The following is a 23,715-nucleotide window of genomic DNA, read 5'->3' on the forward strand; positions in this document are numbered from 1 at the left end:
AAAATAGGCATTTTTTTATGTCCATTTTTTCTGAATAAACAGTAGCTGAAAATTTTAATATTATAACTTTGAAATGTTTCCGAAGCTGATGCTACATTGAAATAAAGTGGCATTTTCAGAATCATTAAAAATTTAAAGACATGCAGGAAAAACTATCGAACCGAATTAATGCGATGGCAACATCCCAAACACTTGCAATGGCAGCAAAAGCCAGAGAATTAAAAGCGGAAGGGAAGGATATTATAGGATTAAGTCTTGGAGAACCAGATTTTAATACTCCAGATTTCATTAAGGATGCCGCAATACAGGCCATTAATGACAACTACAATTCCTATACTCCGGTCGATGGTTATGTTGAATTAAAGGATGCCATTATTTCTAAATTCAAAAGAGATAATGATCTTACCTATGATCGCTCACAGATTGTTGTCTCAACCGGTGCCAAGCAATCCCTGGCGAATGTTGCCATGGTTGTTCTTAATCCCGGAGATGAGGTACTTCTACCCTGCCCTTACTGGGTAAGTTATGCTGAAATTGTAAAACTTGCAGAAGGTGTTCCAGTGGAAGTTCCAACTAGTGTGGAGACCAATTTTAAGATCACTCCTGAACAACTGGAAGCTTCTATTACTCCTAAAACCAAGATGATCTGGTATAGCTCTCCCTGTAATCCAAGTGGAATGGTGTACAGCAAGGAAGAATTAAGAGCACTTGCAGATGTACTTAAAAAATATCCAGATATAGTGGTTGTTAGCGATGAGATCTACGAGCATATTAATTTTGTAGGAGATCACGCGTCTATGGCTCAATTTGAAGATATGTATGACCGAACGGTCACAGTAAATGGAGTTTCAAAAGCATTTGCCATGACCGGATGGAGAATCGGGTATATTGGAGCGCCGGCTTATATCGCTCGGGCCTGTAATAAAATGCAGGGACAAATTACCAGTGGTGCTAACTGTATTGCGCAGCGTGCTGTGATCACTGCTCTGGAAGCTCCGGTGAGCAAGATTAGTCATATGATCGATACTTTTAAATCAAGAAGAAAGCTGATTATTGATCACCTTAATGAGATCGATGGATTTGTAACTACCGAACCTCAGGGAGCGTTTTATGTGTTCCCAAATGTCTCAGCCTTCTTCGGAAAGACGATCGATGGTACTAAAATTGAAAATGCAAGTGACTTTTCGATGTTATTATTAGAAAAAGCGAACGTTGCCACAGTAACTGGTGAAGCTTTTGGAAATCCTGACTGTATTCGTATTTCATACGCCGCAAGTGAAAGTCAGATCGAAGAAGCTATTAAAAGAATAAAAGAAGTATTATCATAATTGCAGTTATGAACAAAAAAAACCGGCTTTCGCCGGTTTTTTTTGTTCTATAAATTCAGGTTATCTATTACGCCAGAAGAATGGAGTTAATATGATAAGTACAGTAAATAGTTCCAGTCTACCTATCAGCATCAAGAAAGCTGACCACCATTTTCCGAAATCTGATAATATGTCAAAGTTATTCACTGGACTTAAACCTCCGAATGCGGGTCCAATATTCCCCAGTGAAGATGCAGCACCTCCAATGGCTGTTTGAAAATCCAGCCCCATTCCTGCAAATACTACTGCTCCAATGATAAAGGACAGCATATACAGTATAAAAAAGCCTAGAATATTAAAAACGATCTCCTTACTAATCGACTTCCCATTGAATCGTACCGGAAGTATTGCATTTGGATGTAAAGTTCTTTTAAATTCGATGATCCCGTTCTTGATCATGATAATATGACGCATTACCTTCACTCCACCAGCGGTACTCCCTGCGGAACCACCCAGAAAGAACAGTCCGAAATAGAGAATAGTTAGAAAAGGCGTCCACATCGTATAATCGGCAGAAACAAACCCGGTAGTGGTGATCACGGTTAAAACCTGGAATAGAGAGTGTCTGAAAGCACTTTCTGCTTCCCCCCAAACCATTGGATGCTCAATACTTGAAATTGCAACATCCGCCTGGAAATAAACCACCAGTGCTGAAATTACCGTGAATCCGAAGATGAAATACATATACCATTTGAACTCATCATCATGCAGAATTTTTTGCACCTGACCCTTAAAAGCAAAGTAACTCAATACAAAGTTACTACCCGCCAGCAACATAAAAAGTATGATGATATACTGAATTATAGGGTTATCATTCCAGTAAGCTAAACTTGCGTTCTTGGTAGAAAAACCTCCTGTAGATAATGTACTGAACGCATGATTAATAGCATCAAAAAAGGTCATTCCAGCCACCCATAAAAGGATAGTTTCAGCTACCGTATAGGAAACATAGATAAGCCATAGACGCTTGGCAGTATCTGTAATACGTGGCTTTAATTTATCTGCGCTTGGACCAGGGGACTCCGCAGAGAATAATTGCATCCCTCCAATTCCAAGCAAAGGCAAAATTGCGATGGCTAGAACGATTATTCCCATTCCGCCAATCCAGTGGGTTAGACTTCTCCAGAATAGAATTCCCTTTGGAATCGCTTCAATATCATTAAGAATGGAGGCACCGGTAGTGGTGTATCCAGACATAGTTTCGAAGAACGCATTTGTAAACGTTGGTATAGACTTACTGATGAGATAAGGCAAGCTACCACTTAAGGCCATAAAAATCCATCCAAAGGTTACAATAATATAACCCTCTCTTTTCTTTACCTCCTTACTATGACCACGAGTTGTAAACATGAGCAAGGTCCCGGTAAATAACGTTACTAGAGCAGCAGTTGAAATTTCAAGAGTTACGCCGTCATCATAAATATAGCTTACAAGGGTTGCTAAAAGCATAAAGCCGCCATTACACAGCAGCAATAATCCCATCACATGAAGAATTATCTGATAATTCAATCTGGGCATTAGAGGAAAAGTTTTTCTACTTTGTTAATAGATCTCGGTAAACAACAAACCACAATTCTGTCTCCAGGTTTGATTAGAAAATCACCTAGAGCGATTAAACCTTTACCATAGCGAATAATTCCACCAATAATTGCTGAACGAGGGAAATCCAGATCCTTGATCTTTTTATTTGAAACCTGGGAATTTGGTTTTACTATAAACTCCAGAAGTTCGGCATTCATATTATTAAGCTTGGTCATCGCTACAACCTCACCTTTTCTTACATAACGGAAAATATTATTCGCCGCCAATAGTTTCTTATTGATAAGTGTATCTATTCCAATAGAGTGACTCAGCTGAAAATAATCCATATTCTCGACCAATGAGATAGTTTTCTTAACGCTTTTGGACTTCGCAACCAGACAGGACATAATATTAGTCTCTGAATTTCCGGTTACAGCAATAAAAGCATCCATATCATGGATATTTTCTTCCTCTAGTAATTCAACATTACGACCATCGCCATTGATAATTAAAACATTAGGAAGTTCATCTGCCAGCTCATATGCTTTTTCTCGATGTTTCTCTACCAGCTTAACATTGAAATTATTCCGACAAAGATCCTGTGCGGTTTTTCTACCAATCTTACTACCCCCAAGCACCATTATATTCTTGATATCCTGTCGAACTTTCCCGGTTAGTTTATATAACTCCTCTACACCATTTTTAAGAGTGATAAAGTAAACCTGATCACCATCCTTAAATTGTGTATCTCCCCTCGGTATCAACGTATATTGAGTTCCAAATCTCTGAATTGCAATAGGAACAAAGTTTAATTCTGGAAATATCTTGGCTGCTTCCTTTACTGTCTTTCCTACAAAGGTCGCGGTTCTAGATAAACTCACACCAATCATGGTTAGTGCACCCTCTTCAAATTCGTAGCTATCATTGAACGCCGACTGATTCAGCAGTAATTCAATTTCACGTGATGCAAGCGCTTCTGGAGAAATAAGTTCATCTATTCCAAAACGGGTGAATCCCAATTCTCCCTGATTTTCCAGATATTCAGTATTTGAAATTCTGGCGATGGTTCTTTTCGCTCCAAGCTGCTTAGCCAGTACACATACGGTAATATTAGTAGCCTCACTTGAAGTTACACTAATCACCATATCTGTATGTTTCACCTGCGCATCCTTTAATATTCTGATGGAACTGGCATCGCCTTTAATGGTCCTAATATCCAAATGAGTGTCAGCATAAGCAAGGTTATCTCTATTTGGGTCAATTAGCGTAATATCCTGAGATTCAAAGGAGAGTAATTTAGCTAAATGAAATCCTACTTCACCTGCGCCGGCGATAATTATTTTCATATAACAGCTTCAAATTGTGAAAGCAAAGTTAAGTTATTTTGCAGAAAGGAAAAATCTCTTTTCAGAGATAAATAATCGGCTTATATCCGTTATTTTCTACATATCAGTTATCTTTGAAGCAAATTTCACCTATGAGTAAGAAAGTTACTCCATATAAAGACTCGCAGCTCACCAAAAAAAAGCAGGTAGAACAAATGTTCGACAGTATATCTGACAACTATGATGGGCTAAACAGGGTTATATCTATGGGAACCGATGTAAGCTGGCGAAAGAAGGTTGTTGCTGCTGTAGCTGCAACTAAGCCTGATAGTATTCTAGATATTGCTACCGGAACTGGCGATCTTGCCATACAAATGGCGAATACTGGAGCGACTAGAATCGTTGGCCTTGATCTATCTGACGGAATGTTAAGCGTTGGTAGAAAAAAGATTGCTGCTAAAGAGCTGGATGTTGAAATTGAGATGATTCAGGGAGATTCCGAAAATTTACCATTTGAAGCTGATAGTTTTGATGCGATTACCGTTGCCTTCGGGGTTCGAAATTTTGAAAACCTGGAACTCGGACTTTCAGAAATATTTCGTGTATTAAAGCCTGGTGGTATCTTCGTAGTTCTGGAAACCTCAGTTCCAACAAGATTTCCATTTAAACAGGGCTATAAGATATATTCATCCATGATATTACCGGCTATAGGAAAGTTATTTTCAAAGGACAAGGATGCCTACTCCTACCTAAGCGAAAGTGCTGCAAGTTTTCCTTATGGCAAGGAGTTCAACAATATTTTATCGAAAACCGGGTTTACTAATGTGAGAGACTTACCTCAAACCCTGGGAGTCTCCACTATATACATTGCTTCAAAGTAGATACATGAAGAAATTTTTTATAATTGCCCTTTTTCTATTCATTTCAAATGCGTCTTTCGCCCAGCTATTTTCAGGTGAGAGCGTTGTAAACCAACCTAATATTGATAATGCTCGATGGTCATGGGGTTATTTTCTAGGTTTTAATAGTTATGATTTTGATTTCGATTATATTGATTATAATCCAGACCCCGTAACGGGTCAGGATTTTAGAGTTGGAACTAGAACTGGTTTTAACGTAGGATTAATCGGAAACTTAAAACTACACAACAATCTAGATCTTAGGCTAGAGCCTGGTGTAAATTTCAATACCAGAGATTTTCAGGCGCTAAAGGCAGATGAAGGTACCTATAGAGAGATAAGCGCAACGTATGTACACATACCATTATTACTGAAATTCAATGCGAACAGGCTGAATAATTTTAGGCCTTTCGTGACCGGTGGTCTTTCTACATCGATCAATCTTAGTAGCAATGAAAATAATCCGGATGACAATTCTGCTGGTCAATTCCGCATGAAAACCAATACGTATTATTACGAGATTGGATTTGGTATAGACCTGTATTTATACTACTTTAAACTAACGCCATCTATTAGAGGAGTATTTGCAATTAATGACGAATTAGTGAGAGATGAAGACCCTAATAGCATATATACGGGTAACGTAGATTCTATGTCTTCAAGAGCTGTTTTTATCAACTTCACTTTCCAATAGACTCCTGTCTTCGGAATTCTGCAAGCGTTATTGCTGTTGCCGTTGCTACATTAAGACTTTCAGTATTTTGCTCCTTACCATATTGGGGAATGCTTATCTTCTGATTCACTAATTTGTGAATTTCAGAAGAAATGCCATTTGCCTCATTTCCGAAGATGACAAAACTTTCTGATTTTAACTCACTTTGATAAATATCGGAACCTTCTAAAATTGTTCCATATATCGGGAAAGATTGTTTTTCAGAAATGAATTCATATAAGTCTGTATACACAATATTTACACGGGACAGAGAACCCATACTGGCCTGTACTACTTTGGAATTAAAACAGTCTACTGTATCTCTGGAACATATAAGATCTGTAATCCCGAACCAATCGCAAAGCCTGATGATTGTCCCAAGATTTCCAGGGTCTCGAACTCCATCCAAAACTACCTTCAATCCATTTTCTGCTACCGGTAAATCTTCGCGCATTCTGAAAACTGCAAGATAATCTGGAGCAGTAGTCAGGGAGCTTATCTTGGCCAGATCGGTTGAGTTTGCCGCAAAGAAATCTCGCTCGTTAACCTGTTCTAAATTTTCCGGTCCAAATAGGGCATATAGCTCATAATCAGATTTCAAAAACTCTTTCACACCCTTAATTCCTTCAACTGTGAATAGCTTTTCACGTAGCCTGTGCTTTTTTTGAGAAAGACTTTTTATTAACTTAATCTGGCTTTTGCTTACCATACAAAAAATGTATTTTTGAGCCCTAATCGATTATACTTGACACGGCTTCTCGCAAAAATATTATTATTTTTTTTAACGACTGTTCTTATCCTTAGCTGTAATGCTGTAAAAAGATTAGAAGCCGATGAAAATCTATTGGTAAAAAACGAAATCTTTGCCAATGACGAACTAGTTAAGGATTCCAGAATTAAAAATCAACTTTACCAAAAACCAAATACCAAATTATTAGGTTTTCCGCTTAGACTGCATTTCTACAATTTAGCACGGCCTGAAATTGACAGTATACTAACAGAAAAATTTCTTGAGAACGAATCCCGAAGAAAGCGTCTTACTGCAATACTATCCAAAAAACAATTTGATCAATATGTTTATTCTAAAAAAGAGTTTAACCAGTGGATCAAAAGAACTGGAGAGGCGCCAGTTATTCTAAATAAGGAGCAGGCAGATAAGTCAGTTAACAGGTTAAAATCCTGGTACTGGAATAATGGATGGTTTAATGTGGAAGCAGATTACAAGGTGTTGCCTATAGAAAATAAAGAAAAACGGGCTAAAGTAGAATACTACGTCAAACCTGGAAAGCCTTACACGCTAGACTCGCTTATTACAGAAATTGCTTCACCCGCACTTGACAGTCTTTACCAAGCTAACAAAAATGAAAGTGAGATCATAGCTGGTACGCAGTATAACACTATAGATTTCAACGAAGAAAGAGATAGATTATCAGACCTTTTCAGAAACAATGGAGTGTATAATTTTGACCAGGAATATATTAGTTTCGACGCAGATACTGTGGACACAAACCACAAGTTAAACACTACTCTGATCATCAAGAATGAGCGGAATAACATAGGAGACAGTATAACTAGAACCCCTTTTAAAATCCATACGATAAGTAAAGTAAAGATCTTTACAGATTATAGTTTCGCTAACCGAAATATGCCGATTCTGGACAGTGCAACTTATCGCCGTTATGAGCTGTTTAGTTTTGATGAAATGCGGTATAAGCCAGAAGCTGTTACCGATGCTGTTTTTATAAGACCCGGTATGATCTATCGTGATCTTGACCGAACAAGAACCTATAACAGACTAAATTCACTTCGAGTATTTAAGTATCCCAATATTCAGTATACTCCAGATCCTTCAGATAGCACCAACACAAAACTGATTTCTAATATATTTCTTAGCCCGCTTCCAAAGTATTCGCTTGGTTTCGATTTTGACGTTTCACAAAGTAATATTCAGAAATTCGGAATTGGATTCGGAGGTTCATTTCTGATCAGGAATATTTTTGGCGGACTGGAGAACCTGGAATTATCTGGTCGTGGTAGCATCGCCTCTTCTACAGATGCGGCAGCAAGTGCAGATAAGGACCGTTTTTTCGATATCACTGAAGTTGGTGCCGATTTAAAATTGACTCTTCCGAGGATATTCTTACCTATAGATACTGAAAGGCTTATTAAAAAATACATGGCACCCTTTACCAGTATGAGTCTTGGATTTAGCTCCCAGAGAAATATTGGTCTGGATAAGCAAACATTTTCAGGGATTTTGAATTATAACTGGAACCCGTCTAAACAGCTTACTAACAGCCTCGATCTACTCAATATCCAATACGTTCGAAATTTAAATACTGAAAACTACTTCAATGTCTATCGAAATTCATTTGAAGAATTAAATTCTATTGCGCAGCGAAGTAATTTTAACTTCAGCACTCCGGGAAGTGATCTGCAAATTCCTGAAGAAGCCGATGGATTTATAGATTATGTCATTAATGAAGACAGGCCAAATACTGGTCTGGAGAATGAAGACTACCTGAATACGCTAGACATTTACGAGCGTAAATTGAGACTTACTCAAAATAACCTGATTTTCGCTTCCAGCTACACTTATTTATGGAACACACGGGAAAGCCTTTACGATAAGGAGTTCTCGCGTTTTAGATTCAAAATAGAAACCGCCGGAAATGTGTTATCAGCTCTTTCTAATGTTTTTAATTACCCCGAAAATGACCAGGGAAATGAGAAAGTTTTAGGAGTCGCATATTCTCAATACGTCAAAACTGAACTGGATTTTATCAAGCACTGGGATCTTGGGAACGATCAGATCTTTGCAGTTCGTGCATTTGGAGGAATCGCCATACCCTATGGCAATGCAAATGATATTCCAATCACCAAAACATTTTTTGCTGGTGGACCTAATGACAATCGTGCGTGGCAGGCTTATGACCTTGGACCCGGTAGCAGCGGAAGTATCCTGGAGTTTAATGAGGCAAACTTAAAACTGGCGTTCAATGGAGAATATCGCTTCGGAATTTTTGACCAGTTCAAGGGTGCTTTATTCGTAGATGTGGGAAATATCTGGAACGTTCTTGATTCCAGAACTTCTAAAGATGTAGTTTTTGAGGAATTTTCAGATCTTGAGGAATTAGCTGTTGGAAGTGGATTTGGTCTTCGTTATGACTTTAACTTTTTTGTATTAAGATTTGATATAGGCTTCAAAACTCACGATCCAGGACAACCTGAAGGAGATCGATGGTTTCAAGAGTATAATTTTAACCATGCTGTTTATAACGTAGGAATCAATTATCCTTTCTAAGCCAGTTTATTTTCTTATTTTTGTAAACATAATCAACTAAAAGTTATGAGTCACAATATCAAACCGGGCGTTGCCACTGGAAAAGAAGTTCAGGAGATTTTCAATTATGCTAAAGAGAAAGGTTTTGCCCTTCCCGCTGTTAACGTAATTGGATCAAGTAGTGTGAACGCTGTTCTGGAAACTGCTGCTGAGTTAAATTCACCTGTTATTATTCAATTTTCTAATGGTGGTGCGCAATTTAACGCTGGTAAAGGATTGTCTAATGAAGGAGAACAGGCTGCAATTGCCGGTGGAGTTGCTGGTGCAAAACATGTTCACGAAATGGCAAAACTTTACGGTGTACCAGTGATCATGCATACAGATCACTGTGCTAAAAAATTACTTCCATGGATCGACGGACTTTTAGATGCCAGTGAAAAACACTATGAACAATTTGGTAAACCTTTATACAGTTCTCATATGATAGACCTTTCCGAAGAACCTCTGGAAGAGAATATGGAGATTTGTAAAAAATATCTTGAGAGAATGTCCAAAATGGGAATGACTCTCGAGATCGAGCTTGGAATAACAGGTGGTGAGGAAGATGGAGTGGACAACTCTGATGTTGATGCTTCTAAACTTTATACTCAGCCAGAAGAAGTTGCATATGCTTATGAAGAATTAAGCAAAGTGAGTGATCAATTCACTATCGCTGCAGCTTTTGGAAATGTGCATGGTGTTTACAAACCAGGAAATGTAAAGTTAACTCCGAAGATCCTCAAGAATTCTCAGGAATATATCACTAAAAAATACAATGTAGAAGAAAACCATATCGATTTTGTTTTCCATGGTGGAAGTGGTTCCACAGTAGAAGAAATTCGTGAAGCTATAGGATATGGTGTTATCAAAATGAACATTGATACCGATCTTCAATATGCTTATCTAGAGGGAATTCGTGATTATATGGAAGCTAAAAAGGATTACCTGGCTACACAAATTGGAAATCCCGATGGCGACGATGTACCTAACAAGAAATATTATGATCCACGTAAATGGGTTAGAGAAGGTGAATTAACTTTCAAAACGCGTTTAAAGAAAGCTTTTGAGGACATTAATAACGTAAATACATTATAAATAATTCTCTATAACAGTCTTTTTCTTCGGAATCAGACTGTTTTTTATTGCCATAAATTTGACAACCCTGACGATTAAAATTTGAAAGAAATGGCTTGGTTTAAAAGAACACAAAAAGGAATTCAAACTCCTACTGAAGATAAAAAAGATGTCCCTAAAGGTTTATGGTACAAATCACCTACCGGGAAGATCGTAGATGCCGAACAATTGGAAAGCAATTTTTATGTAAGTCCGGAAGATGGATATCACGTAAGAATTGGTAGCAATGAGTATTTCAAAATTCTCTTTGATGATAACAATTTCAAGGAACTTGATAAAAATGTCACTTCCAAGGATCCTCTGAATTTTGAGGATACTAAGAAATATACAGACAGACTCAAAGCTGCGCAGGAAAAGACCGGTTTGAAGGATGCAGTACGAACTGCTGTTGGAAAATCTAAAGGAAAAGACCTGGTGATCGCCTGTATGGATTTTAAATTCATTGGTGGTTCTATGGGGTCTGTTGTAGGAGAAAAAATTGCCCGAGCAGCAGATTATGCACTACAGAATAAAATTCCTTTCATGATCATTTCCAAATCTGGAGGTGCCAGAATGCAGGAAGCTGCACTCTCATTGATGCAACTTGCAAAAACTTCTGTGAAGTTAGCTCAACTTGCCAATGCGAAAATTCCATATATATCTCTTGCTACAGATCCTACCACTGGAGGAACTACGGCAAGTTTTGCTATGCTAGGAGATATTAATATTTCTGAACCAGGAGCATTAATAGGATTTGCAGGACCTAGAGTTGTAAAAGATACCACTGGAAAAGATCTTCCAAAGGATTTCCAGACTTCAGAATTTCTGAAGGAAAAAGGATTTTTAGACTTTATCACACATAGATCCGAATTGAAGAACAAAGTGAATTTATATCTTGATCTAATCCAGAATCAACCTGTGAGAAAATAAGTATATATTTCAGTTTACAGAACAAAAAAAACGACCTGATCTCTCAGGTCGTTTTTTTTGTTTCTGCGCTTCAGGATTAATCGATCTTTCCTGAAACATGATCTTCTCTAACTTTTGGATCGCGATACTTGCAACAATCATCAAGCTTAGCATAAGCTTCATCGGTAGCTTTTAAGCTATCGAGATCATGCCCGGCATCGAGAATATTGCCTTGGATCGTTTTAAGATCTGTTTTCTTTTCATTGAAGATCAACTGTAGTTCCTGAGTTTCTAAATTCCAATCTGCAAATTTCACACCTTTTGATGTAATACCTGCTTTCTCAATTCTATCCTTGCACATCATACAAACACCATCTACTTGAAATGACGCTTTTGCATTGCGATCCTGAGCAAACATGCTGGTAGAACCTACCATAAAAATTAATAATACTAAGTATTTCATATTCTACTGTTTAATTCAATTTAAATCTAAAACCTGCGTAGTATAAATTACCAAAAACAGGACCATACACAAGAGTTGAGTCAAAATAATCTCCAAAAGGATCTTCCGCAGCAAGTATTGGTCGATCCTGTTTAACATTCGTAATGTTTTCTCCTCCAATATAAACCTCGAATCTACCTGAAAAAACCCTGGTTATTTGTGCGTTTAGTGTATTTAATGATGGTGAATATTCTCCTACTTGGAACTCCTCCGGATTTGTGGTTGTAGACGGAAATCTTTGTTCCCCGAGCCAATTATAGGTAGCGTCAAACTTCCACTGACTATTATTTTTTATTTCAGTTTCATAGGAAAGATTTGCAAAGACTCTATTTTCTGGGATAAGGGGCTTGATCTTAGTTCCAGTCTGATACTTAGTTTTTACATCGTAAAATTTATAAGCCATTCTTAGATCCAGGCGCTCTGCAGGATTGTAGCTAAATTCAGCCTGAAAACTGTTAGCATAGCTATCTCCTTTCTATAAAAACTTATTTCCTGTGGGTTTTCCCAATCGACGACCACCTGGTTCTGAAAGTCTGTACGATAGTAATCAAATATCAGCTCTGCTTTTCTACTGAAAATGTTGAATCCCTGCATATATGAAATTCCGTAATTCCAGGCGATCTCAGGATCCAAACCATAAATATCTCCGCTGGAACTTTTTTGGATATTGATCTCCCGGGAAGACGCGAATAAATTTTGATTTTCAGCAAAAATATTAGCAGCCCGTTTCCCACGACCAAATGATGCTCTCAAAGCAGATTTTGCCCATGGTCGATACCTCGCATGAACTCTTGGAGTTAGAAAGAAACCAAGCCGATTATGATAATCTGCACGCACTCCTGCGGTAAGATTAAGCTTGTCCATATCGTCAAAGTTATACTCGAAAAAACCACCTACAGAATTATCTTTACGAACGTAATCTGTATCTTCTACCAGCTCATCATAAGAATCCTGAGTAAAATCAAGACCAGTTTTGATCTTATGTCTGGAGTCACTAATAATACTATTATAGATAATGTTGGAATAAATGCTATTGTGCTCTATATCATAAACTCTAAGACCAAAATAGGAATCCTGCTGATGATTGCTCACCGCTAATTGCATTCCAATACTCTGCCATGGAAGTTCCGGATTTACATATCCTAGTTTTCCTGAAAACTCATAGCGCTGTGTATTGATCTCACTTCCCCAGGCATTTGTGGTAAGTTTATCTGTTTCAGGATCAAACTCCAGCTCTCCGGTTTGCTTTTCATCGTTTAGATAACGGAAATTCATAAAAGCAACGATCCCGTTCTCGTTATCGATATATTGCCAGCGATTCATCAAATTGATCTGATTATACAAAGGCATATCCAGGAAGTTGTCGTTATTGACATCGTGCTCTTCCTGATGTGAGTTTCCGTGTACAAAAATACCAGTACTCCACTTCTTATTCAGCTGAGTATTATAATGAGTATTGAGCTCCAGGCGCTTACTGCTGGCACCATAAAGGTTTACAAAAAATTTATCTGAATTTGCAGGTTTCTGAAGTTCAGCGTTGATCTGTCCGGCAATACTTTCATAACCATTAACCACACTACCCGCTCCTTTAGTAATCTGAATACTCTCCACCCATGTTCCCGGTGTAAAGGAAAGTCCGTAAGCCTGAGCGGCTCCTCTAACTGCCGGAATATTTTCAGTAGCGATTAATATATAAGGACTGGTTAGACCCAGCATTTTTATTTGTCGGGTTCCCGATATAGCATCGGCAAAATTTACATCTATGGAAGGGTTGGTTTCAAAACTTTCAGAAAGGTTACAACAGGCTGCCTTCAAAAGTTCATCGCTGCTAATATTCATAACATTTGTAGATTCCAGATAGGATCTCGACGTTGCTTTTTTCCGGGAAACCAGGTCTACTTCATCTAGATTTGCTGAAGGACTTAATTTATGAATAAAATTATCCTGATTATTTTTAATATTGAGAGTATCTGCTTTAAAGCCCATAAAACTAATGACCAGCTTGTCATATTCCTTTTTATAAGGAATTGAAAATTCTCCGTTGAAGTTGGTTATGGTTCCAACTTCCGTATTTAGCCAGTAAACATTAGCTCCAGGCACAGGCATTTCTGTACCCATTTCCTGTACTTTACCCTTGAAGGTTTCTTGGGAAAAAATTACCGCAGGGAGTAGTAATAATATGAGAGATTGTATGATTTTCATCAATTAAATTTTGATTTTTGATAATAATTAAAGTACCCTCCGCCCGTCTTTCTGCGGAAAGTGATAATTCTATTAAAAATCTAAATTCAGATTAAATATATCTGGTAGCACGACTGAAGGTCAAAGCTAATAGTAGGTGGATCGTAATGAAGTGAATTTTCCAGCCTTTTAGAATCCGGTTGAAAGAGTGAGAAGAAAGCGTTGCCGAATGCAACAAAAAAGACCTGTTGACCTACATCCAGATCGTCGATCTTTTTGGCGGTGGTGGCATCCTGTCCTTCCTGAACATCAATTACATCTTTACAGCAATGATCTATGATGTTGGTTACATCATCGGGGTCGAGGCAACCTGAGCATTTCTCCAATTCAGCAAAAACAGAAGAAGTGATTAGGTTATCGCCACAAAAATGTTTTTCTATGGCAAATGAATTGGTAATGACCAGCACAAGAAGCGCCAGTACTGAAACCATAAGTTTATGACATATACCTGTTTTCACCCTGCGAAAGTATAAATTTTACCTGACATTTAAATTTAAAACCTTATACATACGGAATAAAAAATAAATGATATCTTTGCCGCCTGACAGATATGCTGTCAATACATAAAAATCATTTAAATAATATTGGAATGTATCTAGCAAAAGAGAAAAAAGAAGAGATCTTCGAAAAACACGGTAAATCAAAAAATGATACCGGTTCAGCAGAAGGACAAATCGCATTATTTACTTACAGAATTGCTCACCTATCTGAGCACCTGAAGAAAAACCGAAAGGATTTTAACTCAGAGCGTTCACTGGTAAAGCTTGTTGGTAAAAGAAGAAGCTTACTTGACTACTTGATGAAAAAGGATATCATGAGATATCGTGCAATCATTAAGGAACTTGGACTAAGAAAATAATTTTCAGGGGGCTTTATGCCCCCTTTTTTTATATCTTGAAGCAACCTGTTACAGGTTTTTAAAATTGTCGCCCAGGGGGTAGTTTTTCATTGGTCACAACAACTACACACAACACACAACCCGGCCGTCCGGATGGCGGAGACCTTTGTTTAACTAAAATGATCTGGTTGAAGTTATTCAGATCGAATTTGAAATTATTATGATTCCACAAACATTTAAGGAGGTTATCGATTTAGGAGATGGTAGAACTATTTCCCTCGAAACCGGAAAATTAGCAAAACAGGCTCACGGCTCTGTTGTCGTTCAAATGGGTAACGCTATGTTACTTTGTACTGTAGTATCTTCTTACAAGCCTACTACAATGGACTTCTTTCCACTAACACTGGATTACCGTGAAAAATTTGCAGCTGCAGGTCTTTTCCCTGGAGGTTACTTCAAGAGAGAAGCGAGACCAAGCAATGAAGAGATTTTAGTAATGCGTTTAGTAGACCGTGTATTGCGTCCACTATTCCCAAAAGACTACAAATTTGAAACTCAGGTAATGATCCAGCTAATGTCTCATGACGATGATGTTATGCCAGACGCTCTAGCAGGATTGGCAGCTTCTGCTGCAATCCAATTATCTGATATTCCTTTTGAAACTCCTATTTCTGAAGCGCGAGTAGCAAGAATTAATGGAGAGTTCGTTCTCAACCCAAGCAGAGAGAAACTTGCTGAAGCAGACATGGATATCATGGTTGGAGCTTCTGCAGATTCTGTAATGATGGTTGAAGGACAATTTGATGAATGTTCTGAAGAAGAGATGGCTGAAGCAATTAAATTTGCTCATGAGGCTATTAAAATTCAGTGTGAGGCTCAGGTGAAACTTGCTGAAGCATTTGGAAAGAAAGAACCAAGAGAATACGAAGTAGCTGCAACAGATGCAGATATTGAGAAGAAAATTCTTGATGCTACGTACCAGAAATCATATGATATCGCTAAAAGCGGTACCAGCAAAAAAGAGAGAAGTGAAGCTTTTTCTGCATTAAAAGATGAAGTAAAAGCGATGTTCTCTGAAGAAGAGTTAGAAGAAAAAGGTAAAATGATCTCCGGATATTTTGCAGATGCTCAAAAGAAAGCTGTTCGTGATGTAACTCTTAAAGAAGGAACTAGATTAGACGGTAGAAAAACCGATGAGATCAGACCAATCTGGTGTGAGGTAGATTACCTTCCATCCACACACGGTTCAGCGATCTTTACTCGTGGAGAAACTCAGGCACTGGCAACAGTTACTTTAGGTACTTCCAGAGAAGCTAACCAGGTAGATCTTCCAACTCAACAAGGAGAAGAGACTTTCTATTTACATTATAATTTCCCTCCTTTCTCAACCGGAGAAGCTTACCCAATTAGAGGTACTTCGAGACGTGAGGTTGGTCACGGGAACCTTGCTCAAAGAGCATTAAAAGGAATGATCCCAGCAGATTGTCCTTATACCGTACGTGTAGTATCTGAAGTTTTGGAATCTAATGGTTCTTCTTCGATGGCTACAGTTTGTGCCGGTACAATGGCATTGATGGATGCGGGTGTTCAATTGAAGAAACCAGTTTCAGGTATCGCCATGGGATTAATTTCTGAAGGTGATGACTACGCAGTACTTTCTGATATTCTTGGAGACGAAGATCACCTTGGCGACATGGACTTTAAAGTTACAGGTACTGTAGATGGTATAACTGCCTGCCAGATGGATATTAAGGTGAAAGGACTTTCTTATGAAATCCTGGTAGCTGCATTGAAACAGGCTAGAGACGGTAGACTTCATATTCTAGAGAAACTTACTGAGACGATCCCAAGTGCAAATACTGAAGTTAAAGCTCATTCTCCTAAGATCATCACCAGAAGAATTCCAAATGAATACATTGGTGCATTGATTGGACCAGGTGGAAAAGTAATACAGGAACTTCAAAAAGAAACTGGAACTACGATCGTTATTAACGAAGATCCGGTTACAGAAGAAGGTGTTGTTGAAATCCTGGGAACTCAACAGGAAGGAATCGACAAGGTTCTTGCTAAGATCGAATCAATTACATTCAAGCCTGAAAAAGGTAGCGTATATGAAGTAAAAGTGATCAAGATCCTTGATTTTGGAGCTGTTGTGGAATATGTGGATGCACCAGGAAATGAGGTATTACTTCATATCTCTGAGCTCGCATGGGAACGCACCAATGATGTGAATGACGTTCTTAAAATGGGTGATGTGATCGACGTGAAATACTTTGGTCTTGATCCTAAAACCAGAAAAGATAAAGTCTCTCGTAAGGCATTGCTAGAAAAACCTGAAGGTTACGTGGCAAGACCACCAAGAGATGACAAACGTGATAATCGTGGATCCAGAGATAATCGTGGTTCTCGTGATAACCGAGGCCGTGATAATCGTAGAGACGATCGTCGTGACGATAGAAAACCAAGAGAAGATAAAGAATAGTTTATCCCTCACTAATAAAAAAAGCCCGGATCTTCCGGGCTTTTTTGTTTCTATGCTGTAAGGCTTTCAACTTCCTGCAAACCTATCTAAAGGTTTTTTCAAAATTATTATGTGAGAATTTGCGTTAGGGATTGTAGCGAATAGCCCACAGCGACTGCAAGGAGCGCGGACTAGTAGCGTAAAGCCCGGCACGAAGTGCAACGCACGGAAAAATATTTTAAAACTTTTTGTAACATTTTTTGGAATTCTTACGTATAACTACACAGAGACCCTATGCACAATTAAAATCCAAGAGAGATAGATGAGACAACTGAAGATTACGAAGCAGGTTACCAATCGTGAAACCGCTTCGTTAGACAAGTATTTGCAAGAAATTGGAAAAGTGGACCTGATCACGGCTGATGAAGAAGTGGAACTGGCACAAAGAATTAAAGCGGGAGATGACCGCGCGCTGGAGAAATTAACCAAAGCGAACCTTCGTTTTGTTGTTTCTGTAGCCAAACAATATCAAAACCAGGGATTAACCTTACCTGACCTTATCAACGAAGGGAATCTAGGACTTATAAAAGCTGCGAAACGTTTTGATGAAACTCGTGGTTTCAAATTTATATCTTATGCCGTATGGTGGATTCGTCAATCTATCCTGCAGGCTTTAGCTGAGCAGTCTCGTATTGTTCGTCTTCCATTGAACAAAATTGGATCTATAAACAAGATCAACAAAACTTTTGCTTTCCTTGAACAGTCACACGAGCGTCCGCCAAGTGCTGAAGAGATTGCAAAAGAACTGGATATGACAATTAATGACGTTAAGGAATCAATGAAGAATTCTGGTCGTCATGTATCCATGGATGCTCCGCTTGTAGAGGGTGAGGATTCCAACCTTTATGACGTACTACGTTCAGGTGAATCTCCAAATCCAGACAAGGAACTTCTCCATGAGTCTCTTAGAACTGAGATCGAGCGTGCATTGGAAACTCTTACTCCGCGTGAAGCTGATGTGATCAGACTTTATTTTGGACTTGGTGATCAACATCCTATGACACTGGAAGAAATTGGTGAAACTTTTGATCTTACCAGAGAAAGAGTACGCCAGATCAAGGAAAAAGCTATTAGAAGATTAAAGCATACTTCCAGAAGTAAGATTTTAAAAACCTATCTTGGTTAAAATATTTAAGATGACAACAGTTTAGTGACGGGAGTGATGACCCGTTATGAGAATAACTGTTCGTTTTTTGATTGATGAATGACCCCGGAGTGATGACCGGGGTTTTTTCTTTTCTATATCTGACTAAATTTTTGTTAATCTAATTCCGGTTTACTCCAATCCGCGATTTTGTTCTTAAATTCTATTCAAAAGAAATTCTGATCATGAAGAAGATATTAATTGCAGGAGCCTCTGGAGTATTAGGTATGGAACTTTGCAGATTATTGAGTCAGGACGAAGGTACAGAGCTAAGACTACAAACCAGTTCCAGTGAAGGAGCTGAAAAATTGAAAAATTTTAGTACCGATATCTTCATCGCGGGAAATGAGGATGACTTTACCGGTATCGCTGCAGATATTGATATTGTAGTTTCTGCACTAGGAAATAGTGTGAGTCTCTTTACTAAAAACGACTCATCATTCTATCAAACTGATCTTTATACCAACAAAAAAATTCTTGAAGATGCAGAAGAGAATGAGGTCAGTAGATTTATATATGTTTCAATCCTGGGAGCAGAAGAAAATGAAAAAATGAGCATTCCCGGCTCCAATAGACTTTTCGAAAAATCTTTGGAAAGCTCCGGTCTTGATTATACGATCATTCGACCAGTAGGATTATTTAGCGGCCTGCACGATTTGGGGATCATGGCCAAAAGGAAGCTAGTACCAGTGATTGGCGACGGAAAAGCGAAAACAAATTCCATGCATCAGGCAGACCTCGCGCTATTCATTACTGAAATACTGGAATCAGGGGATAAATTAATTGAAATAGGTGGTCCAGAAATTCATACTCGTATGGAGATGGCTGAAATGATCGCTGAAAGATTCGATGCTAAGACATTAAAAGTTCCAGAAAGTATTGCTGAGGCAGGTGTTGTATTATCTTCCTTTTCTGAAGATATTAAACACAAACTTGAAAACTTTAAATATATCACCACTCATGAGATGATTGGGAAAGCCTACGGAACTAAGACTTTTAAAGAATATTTAGAACATATAGATGAAAACGAGCTACCCTAATGAATGAGGAATTTGATGTCATTATAGTTGGAAGTGGTCCAAACGGACTGGCTGCAGCCACCTATCTTCAAAAACAAGGTTATAGAACGGCAATATTCGAGCAGGCGGAGAAACCTGGTGGAGCGGCCAGAACAGAGGAAATCACCTTACCTGGTTTCAAGCATGATCTGGGATCTGCTGTGCATCCACTGGCCTTTGCATCTCCTTATTTTAAGACTTTACCTCTGGAAGATTACGGACTTAAATGGATACATCCGGAAATTCCATTCGCACATCCTTTTGATGACGGTACCGCTTTTGCCTGTTATAAAGATATCCGGAAAACCGCCATACAGTTAGGAAAAGACGAACAGAACTATCTCAACCTACTTCTAGACTTTGTTGAGAAATGGCCAGAACTGGAAGAAGATTTACTTGCTCCCCTGCGATTCCCACAGAATCTTGAAATGATGTTCCGATTTGGTCTCAAGGCATTGCCATCAGCTAAATTTACCGTAAATCGTTATTTTAAAGAAGAAAAGACTAAGATCTTCTTTTATGGTGCCGCTGCACATTCCACTTTACCTCTCTCAAAGCTGGTCTCTTCCTCTTTCGGTTTGGTGTTGAATATCCTGGCGCATAGACATGGGTGGCCGTTTCCTGAAGGCGGCGCAGTTAAGATCGTGGATTCGCTTCTCGCTTACTACAAAGACCACGGAGGTAAAATTTTTCTAAACCAGACTGTATCTGATCTTAAAGATTTACCTCCAAGCAAGACTTTCATTCTGGACATGACGCCAAAACAAATTCTGAAAGTAAAGAATACTGATCTTAGCACAACATACAGAACTAGATTGGAAAAGTATAAATATGGAGCCGGGATCTTCAAGATGGATTGGGCTCTCGACAAACCTATTTCCTTCACGAACGAAATTTGCAAAAAAGCCGGAACCGTACATTTTGGATATAGTAAGGAATCACTTGAAGATTCTGAAGCAGCGGCACATGAAAACAGGTTATCCAGTGAACCTTATGTGTTGCTTGCACAGCCTTCAGTATTCGATAGTACCAGGGCTCCGGCAGGAAAACATACAGCCTGGGCTTACTGTCATGTTCCAAATGGCAACAAGGAGGATGTTTCTCTATATATTGAGAAACAGATAGAGCGAGCAGCTCCAGGTTTTAAGGAATGTATCATCGCAAAAAACACTATGAGGACAGATGAACTGCAGGCTTTAAATCCTAATTTAATAGGTGGTGATATCAATGGAGGTAAACAGGATATTAGTCAGTTATTCACTAGACCAATAGCAAGCACTAATCCACATGCTACTTCAAATCCCAGGATTTTTATAGGTTCCTCTTCAACCCCTCCTGGTGGTGGCGTTCATGGAATGGGTGGATATTACGCAGCGAGATCGGCTGAAAAGTTCCTGGAAAAATAATTTTAAGTTTAATACTATAATTCAAGAACAGATTGATAGGCAAATATAAATTTAAACCTTATTTTCCTTCAACAGCAAGTGCAAGATTTTTCCTGACATCTTTTCTTCGAATGCTTTTGTGAAAAAATTCAGCTCTTGGTCTCTGTATTTTTTTAAATTGTAGGCCTAAATAATTTTTATTGCAATGCGTTATGCCATTAGTTACGTAAGCAGCGTAAGCCACACATTATCAAATGATCAAATCCAGGAGGTTTTAGACTATAGCAGAAACTGGAATATCGAGCATAATATTACCGGAATATTACTCTACTCTGAAGGTAATTTTTTCCAGGTTTTGGAAGGAGACAAAGATCTTCTGCAATCATTATTTTCAAGAATAAGTACAGATGAAAGACATCGTAATTTGATCACTCTTTTCCGAAAAGAAGTTTCTGAGACAAAATTTAATACCTATAAATCAGATTTCATATCGCTGGATTCACGTTTTCAAGGTAAAAACATAGCCCTATATTTTTCTCAGATCGAAAAATTAAATCCAGAAATTCAAAGTTCTGTAAGATATATACTAAATAAATTTACCGAAGGAATTAAACTATCTTAGGATATTCGTTATTACATATAATAACCCATTTCCCATGGAATTGTAGTTAATTTTCCTGACCTTCCATTCGACAATTTCTGTATTTTCCATTTAACTGTATATAATTATAAACGAAATAATAACCTATGAGATATGCCATAAGTTACGTTAGCACAGCTAAAAGAAGTCTTTCAGAAACAGAAATTAGACAAATTCTGGATGATTCTGAAATCAATAATGATAAGCAGAATATTACCGGTCTACTACTCTATTCAGAAGGAAACTTTTTCCAGATCATTGAAGGAAATCAACAGCAGATTATTCAGCTTTATGAAACTATCAAAGATGACTCCCGTCATTACAATATTATAAAGCTCTTCGGAAAAGAAATTCAAAAAGAAGCCTTCGATGGTTTTAAAAGTGATTTTATTTCAGCAGATGCCCGCTATAGCAGTGATAGACTTCAGAATTATAAACGTTATCTCGAAGTTCTGGACAAGCCTACAAAAAAAGCCGTTGCTAATATTCTAAAAGCATTTATCGTGTAATACTCTAAAAGCCTGTAATTCTTCTTATTTTTGCAGCTCACACAACAAAATTTTGATGAGCACAACACTTATAGCCCCTTCAGTTCTGGCTTCAGATTTCGGAAATCTACAGAGAGATGTAGAAATGATCAATCAAAGTGAAGCAGACTGGTTTCATATTGATATAATGGACGGTGTTTTTGTACCAAACATCTCATTTGGCATGCCGGTTTTGAAAGCTATTTCTCAACACGCGACTAAAACTATCGATGTTCACCTTATGATCGTAGACCCAGATAGGTATATTAAGGAATTTGCCGCTTTGGGCGCTAATATACTTACAGTTCATTACGAAGCATGCACCCATTTGCACCGCACCTTACAAGCTATCAAAGCTGAAGGCATGAAAGCTGGTGTTGCAATTAACCCGCATACAAATGTAGATCTGCTAAAAGATGTGATCAAGGATATTGATCTGGTTTGTATAATGAGCGTAAATCCTGGATTTGGTGGACAGAGTTTTATTGAGAATACTTTTAAGAAAGTACAGAAATTGAAGGAAATCATTATGACGAATAACGCACCGACACTTATAGAAATTGATGGTGGTGTAACCGATAAAAATGCTGCGGAATTAAGTAAGGCCGGAGCAGATGTATTGGTGGCCGGTAGTTTCGTATTTAAGTCTGATGATCAGCCTGGAACTATTAAAAATCTAAGATCTATTGCAAACTCCTAACGAGAATTACGAACTGGTAATTATTGGTGGTGGTCCTATTGGTATCGCCTGTGCGCTGGAAGCTGAAAAGAAAGGGATTTCCTATGTGATTCTTGAAAAAGGCTGCCTGGTGAATTCGCTATACCATTACCCTACGAATATGACATTCTTTTCCACTTCTGAAAAACTGGAACTGAATAATATTCCATTTATTAGCAACAATCCAAAACCTGAGAAGCGAGAAGCTCTTGAATACTACCGAAGAATCACGGTCGCCAATAAGATCAATATTCACCTTTTCGAGAAGGTTACTGCTGTGGAGCCTAATATAGATTCAGGCCATATTGTGAAAACCACGAAGTCTGAATATCATACTTCTAAAGTAATCATCGCAACAGGTTTCTATGATATTCCTAATTACCTCGGGGTTCCCGGTGAAGACCTGCCAAAGGTTTCTCATTATTACAATGATCCTCATTACTACGCAACCCAGAAAACTATTGTTGTGGGGGCTAGTAACTCTGCCGTGGATGCTGCACTCGAAATCTACCGCAAAGGTGGTGATGTGACTATGATCGTTCGAAAACCAGAAATTGGGGAAAGAGTGAAGTACTGGGTGCGACCAGATATTGTAAATAGAATAGAGGAAGGAAGCATTAAAGCATATTTTAATGCAGGTATTAAAGAAATTAGGACTAAAGAGGTTGTTATTGATACTGATGAAGGTGAAGTTTCGATACCTAATGATTTTGCGTTATTACTCACAGGATACAGGCCTAACTTTGGATTTCTGCAGGATATTGGGATTCATCTTTCAGAAGATGGCAGGAAAATTCCTGAGTATGATCCAGAAACAATGGAAACAAACATCCCAGGCATTTATCTTGCCGGCGTAATTTGTGGTGGAACTGAAACTCACAAATGGTTTATTGAAAACTCCAGAGTTCATGCAAAGATGATCATGAACGATATAGGTAAATAAAAAAAGTCGATTCAAATGAATCGACTTTTT

The 23,715-nt window shown here is 38.2% G+C and carries 20 protein-coding genes and 1 pseudogene; 15 read left to right on the forward strand and 6 right to left on the reverse strand.

The window, feature by feature from the left end; all coding sequences use genetic code 11:
* Positions 1 to 140 precede the first annotated feature (140 nt).
* Positions 141 to 1,328: a pyridoxal phosphate-dependent aminotransferase gene (locus T8I65_RS12705; protein WP_322300957.1), complete on the forward strand. Its 1,188-nt coding sequence runs from the start codon at positions 141 to 143 to the stop codon at positions 1,326 to 1,328.
* A gap of 60 nt (positions 1,329 to 1,388) precedes the next feature.
* Here the strand turns inward: T8I65_RS12705 and T8I65_RS12710 are convergent, their stop codons facing one another.
* Together T8I65_RS12710 and trkA are read right to left on the reverse strand one after the other, a co-directional pair.
* Positions 1,389 to 2,885, reverse strand: a complete 1,497-nt coding sequence (locus T8I65_RS12710; RefSeq protein WP_322300958.1) for a TrkH family potassium uptake protein — start codon at positions 2,883 to 2,885, stop codon at positions 1,389 to 1,391.
* Positions 2,885 to 4,234: a Trk system potassium transporter TrkA gene (gene trkA / locus T8I65_RS12715; protein WP_322300959.1), complete on the reverse strand. Its 1,350-nt coding sequence runs from the start codon at positions 4,232 to 4,234 to the stop codon at positions 2,885 to 2,887. The genes T8I65_RS12710 and trkA overlap by 1 nt, the downstream gene beginning before the upstream one ends.
* Before the next feature lie 131 nt (positions 4,235 to 4,365).
* Between trkA and ubiE the strand changes: the two genes are divergently transcribed.
* Entirely contained in the window at positions 4,366 to 5,094 is a 729-nt protein-coding gene (ubiE, locus tag T8I65_RS12720) for a bifunctional demethylmenaquinone methyltransferase/2-methoxy-6-polyprenyl-1,4-benzoquinol methylase UbiE (protein ID WP_322300960.1), read from the forward strand.
* A 4-nt stretch (positions 5,095 to 5,098) separates the two neighbouring features.
* Positions 5,099 to 5,806, forward strand: a complete 708-nt coding sequence (locus tag T8I65_RS12725) for a porin family protein (RefSeq protein WP_322300961.1) — start codon at positions 5,099 to 5,101, stop codon at positions 5,804 to 5,806.
* On the opposite strand, the gene T8I65_RS12730 is transcribed toward T8I65_RS12725, so the two are convergent.
* On the reverse strand, positions 5,793 to 6,533 hold the full coding sequence (locus T8I65_RS12730) for an RNA methyltransferase (protein ID WP_322300962.1): 741 nt from the start codon (positions 6,531 to 6,533) through the stop codon (positions 5,793 to 5,795). The two genes, T8I65_RS12725 and T8I65_RS12730, sit on opposite strands and share 14 nt — an antisense overlap.
* A gap of 36 nt (positions 6,534 to 6,569) precedes the next feature.
* On the opposite strand from T8I65_RS12730, the gene T8I65_RS12735 reads away from it, so the two are divergent.
* The 3 genes from T8I65_RS12735 (at position 6,570) to accD (ending at position 11,189) form a co-directional block, all read left to right on the forward strand.
* Positions 6,570 to 9,128: a BamA/TamA family outer membrane protein gene (locus T8I65_RS12735; protein ID WP_416173200.1), complete on the forward strand. Its 2,559-nt coding sequence runs from the start codon at positions 6,570 to 6,572 to the stop codon at positions 9,126 to 9,128.
* A gap of 45 nt (positions 9,129 to 9,173) precedes the next feature.
* Positions 9,174 to 10,241, forward strand: a complete 1,068-nt coding sequence (gene fbaA / locus T8I65_RS12740; protein WP_322300964.1) for a class II fructose-bisphosphate aldolase — start codon at positions 9,174 to 9,176, stop codon at positions 10,239 to 10,241.
* Positions 10,242 to 10,331: 90 nt separating this feature from the next.
* On the forward strand, positions 10,332 to 11,189 hold the full coding sequence (gene accD, locus T8I65_RS12745; RefSeq protein ID WP_322300965.1) for an acetyl-CoA carboxylase, carboxyltransferase subunit beta: 858 nt from the start codon (positions 10,332 to 10,334) through the stop codon (positions 11,187 to 11,189).
* A gap of 76 nt (positions 11,190 to 11,265) precedes the next feature.
* Here accD and T8I65_RS12750 read toward each other — a convergent pair whose 3' ends face one another.
* The 3 genes and pseudogenes from T8I65_RS12750 to T8I65_RS12760 form a co-directional block, all read right to left on the reverse strand.
* Positions 11,266 to 11,631 (reverse strand): heavy-metal-associated domain-containing protein, encoded by a 366-nt coding sequence (locus T8I65_RS12750; protein ID WP_322300966.1) that lies wholly within the window; start codon positions 11,629 to 11,631, stop codon positions 11,266 to 11,268.
* A 10-nt stretch (positions 11,632 to 11,641) separates the two neighbouring features.
* Positions 11,642 to 13,872: pseudogene (locus T8I65_RS12755) on the reverse strand (TonB-dependent receptor).
* An 86-nt stretch (positions 13,873 to 13,958) separates the two neighbouring features.
* On the reverse strand, positions 13,959 to 14,369 hold the full coding sequence (locus tag T8I65_RS12760; protein ID WP_322300967.1) for an HYC_CC_PP family protein: 411 nt from the start codon (positions 14,367 to 14,369) through the stop codon (positions 13,959 to 13,961).
* A gap of 131 nt (positions 14,370 to 14,500) precedes the next feature.
* Here T8I65_RS12760 and rpsO point away from each other — a divergent pair, with 131 nt between their 5' ends.
* The 9 genes from rpsO to T8I65_RS12805 all read left to right on the forward strand — a co-directional run bounded on the left by rpsO (position 14,501) and on the right by T8I65_RS12805 (position 23,685).
* On the forward strand, positions 14,501 to 14,770 hold the full coding sequence (gene rpsO / locus T8I65_RS12765; RefSeq protein WP_322300968.1) for a 30S ribosomal protein S15: 270 nt from the start codon (positions 14,501 to 14,503) through the stop codon (positions 14,768 to 14,770).
* A gap of 199 nt (positions 14,771 to 14,969) precedes the next feature.
* Entirely contained in the window at positions 14,970 to 17,231 is a 2,262-nt protein-coding gene (locus tag T8I65_RS12770) for a polyribonucleotide nucleotidyltransferase (RefSeq protein WP_322300969.1), read from the forward strand.
* Positions 17,232 to 17,532: 301 nt separating this feature from the next.
* Positions 17,533 to 18,396, forward strand: coding sequence for a sigma-70 family RNA polymerase sigma factor (locus T8I65_RS12775; RefSeq protein WP_011708302.1), 864 nt, complete (start codon positions 17,533 to 17,535; stop codon positions 18,394 to 18,396).
* A 203-nt stretch (positions 18,397 to 18,599) separates the two neighbouring features.
* Entirely contained in the window at positions 18,600 to 19,454 is an 855-nt protein-coding gene (locus T8I65_RS12780; RefSeq protein ID WP_322300970.1) for an SDR family oxidoreductase, read from the forward strand.
* On the forward strand, positions 19,454 to 20,878 hold the full coding sequence (locus T8I65_RS12785; protein WP_322300971.1) for an NAD(P)/FAD-dependent oxidoreductase: 1,425 nt from the start codon (positions 19,454 to 19,456) through the stop codon (positions 20,876 to 20,878). Before T8I65_RS12780 ends, T8I65_RS12785 begins: the two co-directional genes overlap by 1 nt.
* A 184-nt stretch (positions 20,879 to 21,062) precedes the next feature.
* Positions 21,063 to 21,479: a BLUF domain-containing protein gene (locus T8I65_RS12790; protein WP_322300972.1), complete on the forward strand. Its 417-nt coding sequence runs from the start codon at positions 21,063 to 21,065 to the stop codon at positions 21,477 to 21,479.
* A 125-nt stretch (positions 21,480 to 21,604) separates the two neighbouring features.
* Positions 21,605 to 22,006 (forward strand): BLUF domain-containing protein, encoded by a 402-nt coding sequence (locus T8I65_RS12795; RefSeq protein ID WP_322300973.1) that lies wholly within the window; start codon positions 21,605 to 21,607, stop codon positions 22,004 to 22,006.
* Positions 22,007 to 22,061: 55 nt separating this feature from the next.
* A complete protein-coding gene (gene rpe, locus T8I65_RS12800) occupies positions 22,062 to 22,724 on the forward strand; it encodes a ribulose-phosphate 3-epimerase (protein ID WP_141878558.1) in 663 nt (220 codons plus the stop codon).
* Positions 22,711 to 23,685, forward strand: a complete 975-nt coding sequence (locus tag T8I65_RS12805) for a YpdA family putative bacillithiol disulfide reductase (protein WP_322300974.1) — start codon at positions 22,711 to 22,713, stop codon at positions 23,683 to 23,685. Before rpe ends, T8I65_RS12805 begins: the two co-directional genes overlap by 14 nt.
* The last annotated feature ends 30 nt before the right edge of the window (positions 23,686 to 23,715 follow it).

This window comes from Christiangramia sp. OXR-203 (genome assembly GCF_034372165.1).
Classification (GTDB): domain Bacteria; phylum Bacteroidota; class Bacteroidia; order Flavobacteriales; family Flavobacteriaceae; genus Christiangramia.

Bases quoted from the DNA above. Each gene is read 5' to 3' on its own strand.
- T8I65_RS12725 (WP_322300961.1), top strand. From the start codon at position 5,099: ATGAAGAAATTTTTTATAATTGCCCTTTTTCTATTCATTTCAAATGCG.
- T8I65_RS12710 (WP_322300958.1), bottom strand. From the start codon at position 2,885: ATGCCCAGATTGAATTATCAGATAATTCTTCATGTGATGGGATTATTG.
- trkA (WP_322300959.1), bottom strand. From the start codon at position 4,234: ATGAAAATAATTATCGCCGGCGCAGGTGAAGTAGGATTTCATTTAGCT.
- accD (WP_322300965.1), top strand. From the start codon at position 10,332: ATGGCTTGGTTTAAAAGAACACAAAAAGGAATTCAAACTCCTACTGAA.
- T8I65_RS12795 (WP_322300973.1), top strand. From the start codon at position 21,605: ATGAGATATGCCATAAGTTACGTTAGCACAGCTAAAAGAAGTCTTTCA.
- fbaA (WP_322300964.1), top strand. From the start codon at position 9,174: ATGAGTCACAATATCAAACCGGGCGTTGCCACTGGAAAAGAAGTTCAG.
- rpsO (WP_322300968.1), top strand. From the start codon at position 14,501: ATGTATCTAGCAAAAGAGAAAAAAGAAGAGATCTTCGAAAAACACGGT.
- ubiE (WP_322300960.1), top strand. From the start codon at position 4,366: ATGAGTAAGAAAGTTACTCCATATAAAGACTCGCAGCTCACCAAAAAA.
- T8I65_RS12730 (WP_322300962.1), bottom strand. From the start codon at position 6,533: ATGGTAAGCAAAAGCCAGATTAAGTTAATAAAAAGTCTTTCTCAAAAA.
- T8I65_RS12785 (WP_322300971.1), top strand. From the start codon at position 19,454: ATGAATGAGGAATTTGATGTCATTATAGTTGGAAGTGGTCCAAACGGA.
- T8I65_RS12775 (WP_011708302.1), top strand. From the start codon at position 17,533: ATGAGACAACTGAAGATTACGAAGCAGGTTACCAATCGTGAAACCGCT.
- T8I65_RS12780 (WP_322300970.1), top strand. From the start codon at position 18,600: ATGAAGAAGATATTAATTGCAGGAGCCTCTGGAGTATTAGGTATGGAA.
- T8I65_RS12705 (WP_322300957.1), top strand. From the start codon at position 141: ATGCAGGAAAAACTATCGAACCGAATTAATGCGATGGCAACATCCCAA.
- rpe (WP_141878558.1), top strand. From the start codon at position 22,062: ATGAGCACAACACTTATAGCCCCTTCAGTTCTGGCTTCAGATTTCGGA.
- T8I65_RS12770 (WP_322300969.1), top strand. From the start codon at position 14,970: ATGATTCCACAAACATTTAAGGAGGTTATCGATTTAGGAGATGGTAGA.
- T8I65_RS12790 (WP_322300972.1), top strand. From the start codon at position 21,063: ATGCGTTATGCCATTAGTTACGTAAGCAGCGTAAGCCACACATTATCA.
- T8I65_RS12750 (WP_322300966.1), bottom strand. From the start codon at position 11,631: ATGAAATACTTAGTATTATTAATTTTTATGGTAGGTTCTACCAGCATG.